Below are 12,056 nucleotides of genomic sequence, written 5' to 3'. Positions count from 1 at the left end.
ACTAGAACCGGGCGGGAGGGGCCCGTACAGCCCCGCACGAGCGGTCGCGCACCGCAGGCCGGCACGGGAGCACCGGGCCGCCGGGGGCGCGGCAAGCGAGGTGGTACCGCGGTGCGGACCCACCCCCGTCGGGCGCCGCCCGGGTCGGGGGAGGAGACGCGTCGTCCTCGTCGTCCACGCACGCACGAGACACGAGGCGGACCCCATGGCAGACCAGACCAGCACCGGACACACCGGTGCCTCCTTCTACCCCCTCCACCGCCAGGACAGGGGAGTGGACCCGTCCCCGTCCTTCCCCGCCATCGAGGAGGACGTCCTGGACTACTGGCGGTCCGACGGGACCTTCCAGGCCTCGATCGACGCCCGGCCCGCCGTCGACGCCGAGGGCGGACCCAATGAGTTCGTCTTCTACGACGGGCCCCCCTTCGCCAACGGCCTGCCCCACTACGGTCACCTTCTGACCGGGTACGTCAAGGACGCCGTCGGCCGCTACCAGACCCAGCGGGGCCGCAGGGTCGAGCGCCGCTTCGGCTGGGACACCCACGGCCTGCCCGCCGAGCTGGAGGCCCAGCGGCTCCTGGGCATCGACGACGTCTCGGAGATCACCGGCCCCGAGGGCATCGGCATCGAGGCCTTCAACGCCGAGTGCCGCTCCTCGGTGCTGCGCTACACCAAGGAGTGGGAGGAGTACGTCACCCGCCAGGCGCGCTGGGTCGACTTCGAGGGCGACTACAAGACCCTCGACCCCGACTACATGGAGTCCGTCATCTGGGCCTTCAAGACCCTCTACGACAAGGGCCTGGCCTACGAGGGGCACCGGGTCCTGCCCTACTGCTGGAACGACCGCACCCCGCTGAGCAACCACGAGCTCAAGATGGACGACGACGTCTACCAGGACCGGCAGGACAACACGGTCGTCGTCGGCCTGCGCCTGACCGAGCCGGTCCTGCCCGGGGCCCCGAGCCCCGAGCTGCTCCTCATCTGGACGACCACGCCCTGGACCCTGCCGTCGAACTCCGCGGTGGCGGTCGGTCCCGCCATCGAGTACGCGGTCGTGCGCGTCGACGCCGGGCTCGACTCCCCGGTGGCGGGCCAGGACGTCGTCGTGGCCGCCGACCTCCTGGGCTCCCTGAGCCGCGAGCTCGGCGAGGACCCCCTCGTCCTGGGCCGTCTGCCCGGCTCCGAGCTCGTCAGACGCCGCTACCACCCGATCTTCGACTACTTCGCCGACGAGGCGCACCTGGCCCAGGGCGCCGCGCCCGGTCCCCAGGCATTCCAGGTCATCGCCGCCGACTACGTGACGACCACCGACGGCACGGGACTGGTCCACCAGGCCCCCGCCTTCGGTGAGGATGACATGCTCACCTGCCAGGAGTACGGCATCGGCACGCTCATCCCGGTCGACGACGGCGGGCGCTTCACCTCCGAGGTCCCCGACTACGAGGGCCTGCAGGTCTTCGAGGCCAACAAGCCGATCGTCACCGACCTGCGGGACTCCACCGGCCCCCTCGCGCGAGTGGGTGCCGAGCACCGGGCGGTCCTGGTGTCCCAGAAGAGCTACGTGCACAGCTACCCGCACTGCTGGCGCTGCCGCAAGCCGCTCATCTACAAGGCCGTGTCCTCCTGGTTCATCAGGGTCACTGCCATCCGGGAGCGCATGGTCGAGCTCAATCAGGAGATCACGTGGGTGCCGGCCCACATCAAGGACGGGATCTTCGGCAACTGGCTCGCCGGCGCTCGAGACTGGTCGATCTCGCGCAACCGCTTCTGGGGCGCGCCCATCCCCGTGTGGGTGAGCGACGACCCCGCCTACCCGCGCACCGACGTCTACGGCTCCTTCGCCGAGCTCGAGGCCGACTTCGGCGTCGAGGTCACCGACCTGCACCGCCCCTTCATCGACAGCCTGACCAGGCCCAACCCTGACGACCCGACCGGCCGGTCGACCATGCGGCGCATCCCCGACATCTTCGACGTCTGGTTCGACTCCGGCTCGATGCCCTTCGCCCAGGTGCACTACCCCTTCGAGAACGTCGAGTGGTTCGAGTCCCACAACCCGGCGGACTTCATCGTCGAGTACATCGGCCAGACCCGCGGCTGGTTCTACACGCTCCACGTGCTGGCCACGGCCCTGTTCGACAGGCCCGCCTTCACCACCTGCGTGTCCCACGGCATCCTCCTGGGCGACGACGGCGCCAAGATGAGCAAGTCGCTGCGCAACTACCCCGACGTCTCGACGGTGTTCAACCGCGACGGCGCCGACGCCATGCGCTGGACCCTCCTGGCCAGCCCGGTCGTGCGCGGCGGCAACCTCGTCGTCACCGAGCAGGCGGTGCGCGACACCGTCCGTCAGGTCCTCCTGCCGCTGTGGAACACGTGGTACTTCTTCGCCCTCTACGCCGGGAGGGTCGACCAGGGGCAGGGCTACGTCACCGGGGGAGTCGACCTGTCCGACCGCGCCCTGTTCGGCCCCAAGGGCTCCCTGCACGTCATGGACCGCTACGTCCTGGCTCGCACCAAGGACCTGGCCGCCACCGTCGGGGCGCAGATGGACGCCTACGACATCACCGGGGCCACCGCGACGATCCGCGAGTTCCTCGACGTGCTCACCAACTGGTACCTGCGCACCTCCCGCTCGCGCTTCACCGACGGCGACCGGGCCGCCTTCGACACCCTGGCCACGGTCCTGACCATCCTCACCGAGGTGATGGCCCCCCTGGCCCCCCTCGTGTCCGAGGAGGTCCACCGCGGCCTGACGGGGCGGCGCTCGGTGCACCTGACCGACTGGCCCACCCTGCCCGCCCACGTCGCCGACGGGGCGCTCGTGACGGCCATGGACGCGGCCCGCGGCGCCGTCTCGGCGGCACTGGCACTGCGCAAGGCCGACAAGCTGCGTGTGCGCCAGCCCCTGCGCTCCCTGACCGTCGCCACGACCGACCCCGTGTCCCTGGCGCCCTTCCGCGCCCTCATCGCCGAGGAGGTCAACGTCAAGCAGGTGCGCCTGGTCGACGCCGCCGACGCCGGCTACGAGGTGACCGAGCAGCTGGCCCTCAACCCGCGAGCCTTCAGCCCGGCGGTGCGCAAGCTGACCTCGAAGCTCTTCGCGGCGGTCAAGACCGGGCAGTGGAGCCTGACCGAGGACGGCGACGTGCGCTTCGACGACGTGCTCCTCGACGGCGTCCCGGTGGTGCTCGAGGCCGAGGACTCCGCCTTCGAGCTGACCAGCCGGATCGAGGTCGACGACGACGCGCTGTCGGCCACGATGATCGGTGCGGGTGCCTTCGTCGTCCTCGACACGGCCCTGGACGAGGAGCTCGAGGCGGAGGGGTGGGCCCGCGACCTCGTGCGCCTCGTCCAGGACGAGCGCAAGGCCGCGGGCCTCAAGGTCGGCGAGCCGATGCGCCTGACCCTGAGGGTCCCGGCGGACCGGGACGCCTGGACCGGGGCCCACCTCGAGCTCATCAAGGCCGAGACCGCCTGCGCCGAGGCGACGGTCATCGCCGACCCGGCCGCCGTGGCCCCCAGCGCCGAGGTGGCCGGCCTGGAGGGCTGAGACATCCCGGACATCCCGGTCGGCCCGGACGTCCCGCGGAGGGACGTCCGGGCCGACCGGGCCGACCGGGTTCTCAGGAGCTGGCCAGCTTCATGGTGAAGACCTTCCGGCCGTTGTCCGTGGACTCGGTGGCCTTGACCTCGCCGGAGACCTTGTCCCCGGTGATCGTGAGCGTGCCGTCCTTGTACGTGTAGCTCCCGGAGGGCAGGGCGATGACGTACGCCCCGGTGTCGGGGTAGGAGACGATGGGCTGGCTCGAGACCTTGACGGACCCGCCGTCTGCGGCCTTCAGCTCGGTGAAGGTCTGGACGAAGACGGTCTTGCCCTTGTAGGAGTACGTGCCGGAGTGGCTGAGGTTGACCGAGGCCTCGCCCTCGGTGCGCAGGTAGGCGGTCGAGGTGTCGGCCTCGGCCTGGTCGATGACGGCGATGTCAGCCTTGACGCGCTCGTTCTCCTCGGCGATGAGAGCGGTGACCCGCTCACGCATCCTCGAGTCCTCCTCGTCCTGGACGGGACTGACCTGCTCGAGGAGAAGCTCGACGAGGGTCTTGCCGCTGGCGTAGAAGGTGTCCTTCCACCCTGGGGCGCTCAGGTCGAGCAGGAGGCCGGAGACGAAGCCCAGGGAGTAGGACTCCCCGTCGATGCTCGTGTCGAACTGGTACTCCAGGCCCGCGGTCTGGGCCTTCGTCAGCTCCTCGCCGCTCAGGGCGGGGTCGACGTAGTCGCCGGCCCGCTCGAGGTAGCGTGCCACGCCCTCGCGGATGTCGTAGGTGCGGATAGCCTCGGCGTCCTTCGCGTAGGTGGAGGTCCACATGTCCTGCCAGTACCTCGCCCGGCCCAGGTGCTCCTGGCGGTTGGCGGCGTCGGTGAAGGCGAGGTTGAGCCGGTAGTGGATCATGTTGCGCACGATCCGCGGCTCGGGGTCGTACGGGGTAGGCGGTGTCCCTGCTGCCCTGCGCCGACTGGAGGGCCCCGTCCTGGTAGTACATGTGGACCAGCTCGTGGGTGGGCAGCCTGTACATGAAGCTGACCCCGGGGTCGGGGTCAGCCGGCACCTCGGGCTGCTCGAAGGAGTCCTCGGCGCTCGGCGCCCCCGACAGGGGGTGGTTGAGGTCGAGGACCATGGACAGGGAGCGCCGTCCCTGGAACTCGGTGGCCAGGAAGTACGGGGGAACCTCGACCGAGGCGTACTCCTCAGGGGTCAGCTCGCGGTGCTCGGAGGTGTTGATGAGCCAGGCCCGCTTCGCCTTCCCCGCCTCGTCGACCGTGAACACGATGACGTCGTGCTGGGTGTAGTCCACCCCCGGCCACATCGTCGACATGTGGGGCCAGTGGGCGGCCACCCGCTCGGCGATCATCTCGATCGCCTCGTCCTCCGTCGTCCCGGCCGCCGATGTGCTGCCTGCACTCGAGCCCGCCGAGCTCGCCGAGGCGCTCGCGGCCGGGCTCGAGGACTCCTCGACCGAGGCGGAGCAGGCCGCCAGGGGCACGAGGAGGACCGTGCCGAGCGCTCCGAGCGCAGTCCGGCGGGAGAACCCGCCCGGTGCCGCACCGTCCCCGGTACCGGGGTTCATGTGTCCTGCGATCCTGTGAGTCTCCATGCGGCTGCCTCAGCTCCTGACGGTGAGTAGTAGTGAATGAAATGTTCTGTGCCCGAGCACGATGTGGCTCGGTGTCGGCACGGGTGCCATTGTGTCGGCTGTGGGAGAGGGCGTCCTCGTCCTCGCAGAGGACGTGATGGTCCCGCAACGTCCTCCCCGTGGCGGGGAGGCATCGGCTCCCGGGCCGGGGCCGGCGTGCGCCCGCCTCCTCCCCGCCCGTGAGGGTGTCACGGCCCTCGACGGCGCTCGACTCCCTTCGACGGCGCTCGACAGCGCCGTGGGCGCGCAGCGGTTAGACTCACGTGCCCCTCACGGCACGACCACGGAGGACCTCCGATGAACCACAGCACGCCGCGCGACCTCGGTCCCCTCGGCCCCCGGGGCCACGACGAGGAGCCCGCGGGGGTTGACCCCGCCCTCCTGCCCTACCTCGAGGCGGCGGACGAGCCCGACCGCTCCCTGGCCGAGATCGACCAGGCCGCCCGTGAGGCGGACCTGGCCGAGCAGGAGCGGCTTGAGGAGGACCGGCGCGCCCTGCGTGAGCTCGTCGCCCAGGGGCTCATCCCCGGCGGGGACCCGGACCGGCTCGACGAGCTCCTGGCTGAGGTCGACGAGGACGGAGCCGACGACTGGCAGGAGTGGGAGCCTGTCCTGGCCGACGCCCCTGAGCCGGCCGGCGGGATCGACGAGGAGGCCCGTCACCGGGCCGACCTGGAGGCAGCGGCCCGCGAGGTCGAGACGAGCGCGCGCATGCGCGCCGTCGAGGCCGAGATCCTCGCGCGCGCCCCCGAGCACCACGTCCAGCCCTCCCTCGAGCGGGTCGAGGCGGCCCTCGACATCCTGGGCAACCCCGAGCGGGCCTACCGTGTCGTCCACGTCACCGGCACGAACGGCAAGACCTCGACGGCGCGGATGATCGAGCGCCTCCTGGCGGCCACGGGCATGCGCACCGGGCGCTTCACCTCCCCTCACCTGGCCACCATCCGTGAGCGCATCAGCCTCGACGGCGAGCCCGTGTCCGAGGAGGGCTTCATCGCCGCGTGGGAGGACGTGGCGCCCTACATCGAGATGGTCGACGCCCAGTCCCTCAAGCGAGGGGGGCCGCGGATGAGCTTCTTCGAGGTCCTCACCGTCATGGCGCTGGCCGCCTTCGCCGACCACCCCGTCGACGTCGCCGTCATCGAGGTCGGTCTGGGAGGCACGTGGGACTCCACGAACGTCGTCGACTCCGAGGTCGAGGTCATCACCCCCGTCGGGCGGGACCACGGCCGGTGGCTCGGGGAGTCCCTCGAGGAGGTCGCGGCCAACAAGGCCGGCATCATCAAGGACGGTGCCACTCTCGTCACCGCCCACCAGCCCCCCGAGGTCGAGGGGGTCATCGCCGCGGCTGCCGCCGAGCACGGGGTGGTGTGGCGCCGCGAGCTCGATCCGCAGGAGGACCCGCAGGCTCCGGGGGCCGGGGTGCTGCGGGTGGTCGACCGTACTCGTGCGGTGGGCGGGCAGATGGTCACCCTGGCCACGGCCGCCGCTGTCTACGAGGACGTCTTCGTGCCCCTTCACGGGCAGTACCAGGCGCACAACGCGCTTCTGGCCCTGGCTGCCGCCGAGGCGGTCTTCGGCGGCAGGGCGCTGCCGCCCCTGGTCGTCGAGAACGGCTTCGCCTCGGTGACCAGCCCGGGCCGGCTCGAGGTGCTGCGCTCATCGCCCACCGTCCTGCTCGACGCCGCCCACAACCCCCACGGCATGGAGGCGCTCGTGCCCGCGGTCGAGGAGACCTTCGGGCTGCGCCACCTCGTGGTCGTCCTGGGCGTCATGGCCGACAAGGACGTCGAGGGGATCCTGTCGGTCCTCGAGCCCGCCTGCGAGGCGGTCGTGTGCGTGCCCATCGACTCCCCGCGCGCGATCGACCCCGAGGACCTGGCTGTCCAGGCGCGGGAGGTCTTCGGCGAGGACCGTGTCGTGCTCGCCCAGAGCCTGGTCGAGGGTGTGGACCGGGCCGTGTCCCTGGCTGAGGGCTTCGACGCGCCGATGCCGGCCACAGGGGTTCTCATCGTCGGCTCGGTCCTCCTGGCCGCCGAGGCCCGAGCACTGTTCTCGCGCCGGTGAGGGCCGGGCGCCCTGCCCGTTCAGCCCCCGGGACGTCGCCGGGCGGGTGGCCCTTCCATGCGACGGGGGACATGGCGTGAGACAATGACGTCGCAAGCCCCGTCAGGCCCCGCTCCTCCTCGTGCAGGCGCCGGGTGCCTGCCGTCCCAACTCGCTGTGAAGGACCGCCGTGACCGCTGACAAGCTCCTGGACACCGCCTGGGTCGTGGACTGGACTCGTCGCTCGGCCGCAGCCGTGACCGAGAGCATCGAGGAGCTCAACGCCCTCGACGCGGCCATCGGGGACGGAGACCACGGCACGAACCTGTGCCGGGGACTGGAGGCTGCCCTGGCCAAGCTCGACGCAGCCGCGCAGGCGGGCGACCCGCCGCCGACACCCGGAGGCGCCCTCAAGGCCGTGGCCACCTCCCTGCTGGCCACCGTCGGGGGAGCCTCGGGCCCCCTGCTCGGCACCGCCTACCTGAGGGCCTCGCGCGGCGGCACGCTCACCGAGCTCGACGCCGCGGCTGTGGCCGGCCTCATCGAGGACGCCTGCGCGGGTGTCGAGGTGCGCGGCCGTGCCGAGGCGGGGGACAAGACCATGCTCGACGCGTGGCGTCCGGCGGCCGTGGCCGCCCGGTCCGCCGCCGACCGCGGTGCCGGCCCCGCCGAGGTCCTGGCCGCGGCGGCCCGGGCCGCAGCCCAGGGGGCGCAGAGCACCGAGCCGATGACGGCGCGCAAGGGTCGTGCCTCCTACCACGGCGTGCACTCGCAGGGACATCGCGACCCCGGGGCGCAGTCGACGGCCATCCTCCTCGAGGCGGCCTGCCACGCCGCGGGGGCCTAGCCGGTCCCTGCGCTTGCGCCGCGTGGCGGCGTGCGTCACTGTTCTTGCCGGACCCTGCCGTGAGCGCGGGGACCGTCACCGCGTGGTCCTCCGGATCGCGCGCACGCCCGGGTCACTCCGGTCTCCCGAGTGACCCGGGTGACCCGAGTGACCCGAGTGACCCGAGTGACCCGAGTGACCCGAGTGAAAGGACCCGTCCCCATGCCCCCAGCGACCCCCGAGCGCATCCTCGTCCTGGTCAAGCCCGACGCCGTCGAGCGCCGCCTCACAGGCGAGATCCTGCGCCGGATCGAGGCCAAGGGCTACGACCTCGTGGCCCTCAAGGTGGTCGTGCCCACCGCTGAGGTCCTTGAGGCCCACTACGCCGAGCACGTGTCCAAGCCCTTCTACCCCTCCGTCGTCGGGTACATGACGCGTGGGCCGGTCGTCGCCGCGGTCGTCGAGGGCCACCGCGTGGTCGAGGGGGTGCGTTCCCTCATGGGCTCGACCGAGCCGACCCTCTCGGCTCCCGGGACGATCCGGGGCGACCTGGGTCGGGACTGGGGCACGCCCGCCATGGAGAACCTCGTCCACGGCTCGGACTCACCCGACTCGGCCGCCCGCGAGATCGGCATCTGGTTCCCCGAGCTCGACGGCTGAGCCCCGGCTGCGACCCGGGGCCCGCCTCCTGCGTCACCCGCCCGGGCGGCGTCCGAGGCGGGCCCTGTCGGCCGGGTGCGGCTGAGCGCAGCGACCGCGCGGTGGTGCCTGCGGCCCTCACCGGGCGCGGCGCAGGACCTCTCGGAGCGGGACGCGCGCGCCGGTCCGGGTCACGGCGCGGGTGTAGATGCCCGCGGCCGCGCGCACGAGCAGGGGCAGGCACGCCAGCGCGATGGCCAGGGCGATGACCTGCTCGACCCAGCCCGATACCCCGAAGACGAGTCGGGCGGGCATGAGGAAGGGCGACAGCGGCGGGACGAAGGCGAGCACCCGCCAGACGACCGCCTGCGGGTCGCCCATGACCATGACGATGGAGGCCATGAAGGGCACGACGCACAGCATGATGAGCGGCATGGTCACGCTGCCCACGTCCTCCTGCCGGCTCACCAGGGCGCCGGCTGCGCCGAAGGCGACGGAGAACAGGGCGAAGCCCACGACCATCCACACGAGCATCGCCACGAGGGTGATGTCCAGGTCGACGGGGGAGCCGGGCATGATGTCGACCGCCTCGGCCGTGATGACCCCGGCCAGTGCCGTGACCATCGTCGTGGCGATGGAGGCCGTGCCGATGCCCAGCACCTTGCCGGCCAGCAGCGAGGTGGGTCGGACGCAGGACAGCAGGATCTCGACGATCCGGCTCGCCTTCTCCTCGACCACGCCCATCGCGATGAGCTGGCCCCCGCCGAGCATGACCATGTACATGAGCGTGTTGACGACCATGAAGACCGTGTAGCGGGGGCCGAAGTCCTCCTGGTCCTCGGTGGGCGGGTCGAGGACGACCACCTCGGGGGCCGAGGTCGCCAGGGTCGAGGTCACCTGCACGGGGTCCCCGCCCAGGGCGGTGATCTGGTCCGACAGGGCCCGCTGCTGCAGGACGCCGGTGACGGCGGCCGCCACCTGGTCGTCGGCGCGCTCCTCGACCAGGAGCCTGGGCGCGCCGGACAGGTCGAGGACCATGTCGACCGGGTCCTCCCCGGACAGCGCCTCCGATCCCTGGGTCCCCGCCAGGTCGATGACCTCGACTGGGTCGGTCTGCGAGGCCGTGGCCTCCTTGAGCGCGGGCAGGAGCGAGGCCGTCACCTTCTCGTCGGCTCCGGTGACCCCCAGTCGGTAGGGGCCGTCGTTGCTCCCGGTGACCGCGGCGGCGACGATGATGCCGACGACCACGAGCGCGGTGACGACGACGGTGGACACGAGCGTCGACCTCTTGAGCAGCTGGGTGCGCAGCTCGCGCCCGGTGACGAGGAGGATCTCGCTGCGGCGGGACATGGCCTGCGCCTCGTGCTCGGTGCTGGTGCTCATGAGCGCTCCTCGTGCTCGCAGTGGGCGTGGTCCGGATCGGCCAGGGACTCCCTGAAGATCTCGGCGAGCGGGCGCCGGACGGGGCCGAGCTCCCGCAGGAGCCCCAGGGACGTGGCGGCACGTGCCAGGGGCTGTTCGTCGGTGCCCTCGCAGCTGAGGTGGAGCCTGCCGTCGGCCGTCCTCTCCCAGGAGGCTGCGGGCAGGTCCTCCAGCGCCGCGGCGACGAGCGGGTCGAGCTCGCCCCGGTCCTGCCGGGACAGGGCCTCGGCGTCGGGGTCGACGACGGCCCGCCAGCGGGGCGCGGCCCCGGCACGCAGCTGGTCGACCGTGCCGTCGGCCTCGGTACGGCCCGAGCGGATGATGATGACCCGGTCGCACAGGCGCTCGACCACGTCGAGCTGGTGGGAGGAGAAGAGCGTGGGGACGCCCGCGCCGGCGCGCTCGACCAGGACCTGGCTCATGACGTCGACCGCCACGGGGTCCAGGCCCGAGAAGGGCTCGTCGAGGATGAGCAGGTCGGGGTCGGACACGAGAGCAGCGGCCAGCTGGACCCGCTGCTGGTTGCCCAGGGACAGCTTCTGCACCTCGTCGTCGTGGCGTCCGGCGATGCCCAGGCGCTCGACCCACTCCCGGCTCGCGCGCTGGGCCGCGGCCCGGTCCACGCCGTGGAGCCGGGCGAGGTAGGTCAGCTGCTCGCCGACCCTCATCCGGGGGTAGAGCCCCCGCTCCTCGGGCATGTAGCCGATACGTCGACGCATCGTGGCGTCCACCGGGGAGCCGTTCCAGGTGAGCTCGCCCCCGTCGGCGGCGAGCACGCCCATGATGATGCGCATCGTCGTGGACTTGCCGGCCCCGTTGGCCCCGACGAAGCCGACGATCTCTCCGTCGTCCAGGTCCGCGGAGAAGTCGTCAAGGGCCTGCAGGGCGCCGAACCGCTTGGACAGGTGGCGGATGTGGAGCACGGGACCTCCTGAGGCTGGTGGGAGACGGGGTTCCGCCGACGTGCGGGCCGCGGCTGCTGCCTCGGTGAGAACTCTATAGCGGTGCTCCCGGCCGGTGCTCGTGCTCGGGGAGGAGGGCTCTTCCTCCCGGGGGAGGACCGACCCCGGACGGCGCCGGCGGGCTCGTCGCTCACGGCGCTGGAGCCGACGGGTGTCGGGCGCCGAGAGAGTGTCTCGCTGCGCGCGCGTAGAGTGAGGGGATGCGCCGATCCTCTGTTGTTCACCTCCCCGAGGCCGGGCGGACGGCGTCGTACCCGGACTGGGCCCGCTTGGTTGCCAGCGCGGGATCGTCCGGCGCCTGCGCGGGGATCGCGCTCGTCTCGGGGGCGTGGCTGATCGCCCAGTACGCCTTCGATGACCCGGTCTCCTCTGTCCTGCTGGGCGCTTTCGAGGTCGGTTTCTGGCTCGGCGGTGCGCTTCTTGTCGTCTGCCTGGCCACCACAGGAGTCCTCGCTCGACGGGCGGTGGCCTCCCCGACCAGCCGGGCCCGCGTCGTCATCGTGGTCGGGGGCACTGCGGCACTCGGTCTTGTCGCGGGTATCAGTCTTGTCCTCGCGATGTCGGCGCTCAACGACGCAGGCACCATCTAGAGGGCTGATCGAACGGGCGGCGGGCGGGCGTGACCCGTTCCCCTCGACCGGTCATGTAAATGTCGACCGGGCTTTCGCTGTCACATGGACGGTCGACATTTACATGACCGGTCGGGGAAGGCGGACGACCCGGACGAGCGGCAGGGGTGCCGGCCCCACGAGGTCTCCGGCGCTGCCGTGGCGACCTGGGGGGACCGGTTCCCCGCGGCAGGCACCGCCGTGGCGACCTGGCGGGCCCGGCTCCCCATGGACGAGCCCGGCCGACGGGCCGGTATCGTGACGCCGTGCCCAACCGTCCCCGCCGACCAGGTCCTCGTGGCGGCAGCATCGCGGTCCGAGGCAGGGGAGGAAAGGGGCGGCGCCGTGGTCTCGGGCATGCCC

At 71.9% G+C, this 12,056-nt stretch carries 10 protein-coding genes; 7 read left to right on the top strand and 3 right to left on the bottom strand.

The features are described from left to right. The first annotated feature begins 205 nt into the window (after positions 1–205). Positions 206–3,550 (top strand): isoleucine--tRNA ligase, encoded by a 3,345-nt coding sequence (ileS, locus tag EL245_RS04085; protein ID WP_126381981.1) that lies wholly within the window; start codon positions 206–208, stop codon positions 3,548–3,550. A 73-nt stretch (positions 3,551–3,623) separates the two neighbouring features. Here ileS and EL245_RS04080 read toward each other — a convergent pair whose 3' ends face one another. Next, a complete protein-coding gene (locus EL245_RS04080; protein WP_126381980.1) occupies positions 3,624–4,448 on the bottom strand; it encodes a hypothetical protein in 825 nt (274 codons plus the stop codon). Between the two features lie 89 nt (positions 4,449–4,537). Here EL245_RS04080 and EL245_RS04075 point away from each other — a divergent pair, with 89 nt between their 5' ends. The 5 genes from EL245_RS04075 (at position 4,538) to ndk (ending at position 8,722) form a co-directional block, all read left to right on the top strand. Further along, positions 4,538–4,846, top strand: a complete 309-nt coding sequence (locus tag EL245_RS04075; RefSeq protein WP_126381979.1) for a hypothetical protein — start codon at positions 4,538–4,540, stop codon at positions 4,844–4,846. A gap of 24 nt (positions 4,847–4,870) precedes the next feature. Continuing rightward, positions 4,871–5,143, top strand: a complete 273-nt coding sequence (locus EL245_RS04070; RefSeq protein ID WP_126381978.1) for a hypothetical protein — start codon at positions 4,871–4,873, stop codon at positions 5,141–5,143. Positions 5,144–5,487: 344 nt separating this feature from the next. After that, a complete protein-coding gene (locus tag EL245_RS04065; RefSeq protein WP_126381977.1) occupies positions 5,488–7,257 on the top strand; it encodes a bifunctional folylpolyglutamate synthase/dihydrofolate synthase in 1,770 nt (589 codons plus the stop codon). A 169-nt stretch (positions 7,258–7,426) separates the two neighbouring features. After that, positions 7,427–8,083, top strand: a complete 657-nt coding sequence (dhaL, locus tag EL245_RS04060; RefSeq protein WP_126381976.1) for a dihydroxyacetone kinase subunit DhaL — start codon at positions 7,427–7,429, stop codon at positions 8,081–8,083. Positions 8,084–8,284: 201 nt separating this feature from the next. Further along, positions 8,285–8,722 carry a nucleoside-diphosphate kinase gene (gene ndk / locus EL245_RS04055; protein ID WP_126381975.1) on the top strand — a complete coding sequence of 146 codons (438 nt, stop codon included), beginning with the start codon at positions 8,285–8,287 and terminating at the stop codon, positions 8,720–8,722. Positions 8,723–8,839: 117 nt separating this feature from the next. Here ndk and EL245_RS04050 read toward each other — a convergent pair whose 3' ends face one another. Next, on the bottom strand, positions 8,840–10,084 hold the full coding sequence (locus tag EL245_RS04050; RefSeq protein ID WP_126381974.1) for an ABC transporter permease: 1,245 nt from the start codon (positions 10,082–10,084) through the stop codon (positions 8,840–8,842). Beyond that, positions 10,081–11,046, bottom strand: coding sequence for an ABC transporter ATP-binding protein (locus tag EL245_RS04045; protein ID WP_126381973.1), 966 nt, complete (start codon positions 11,044–11,046; stop codon positions 10,081–10,083). The genes EL245_RS04050 and EL245_RS04045 overlap by 4 nt, the downstream gene beginning before the upstream one ends. Before the next feature lie 239 nt (positions 11,047–11,285). Between EL245_RS04045 and EL245_RS04040 the strand changes: the two genes are divergently transcribed. Next, on the top strand, positions 11,286–11,675 hold the full coding sequence (locus tag EL245_RS04040; protein ID WP_126381972.1) for a hypothetical protein: 390 nt from the start codon (positions 11,286–11,288) through the stop codon (positions 11,673–11,675). The last annotated feature ends 381 nt before the right edge of the window (positions 11,676–12,056 follow it).

This window comes from Actinomyces howellii (genome assembly GCF_900637165.1).
Lineage (GTDB): Bacteria > Actinomycetota > Actinomycetes > Actinomycetales > Actinomycetaceae > Actinomyces > Actinomyces howellii.
The sequence above is the reverse complement of the archived record's forward strand: the minus strand, read 5'-3'. Positions and strand labels throughout refer to the sequence as shown.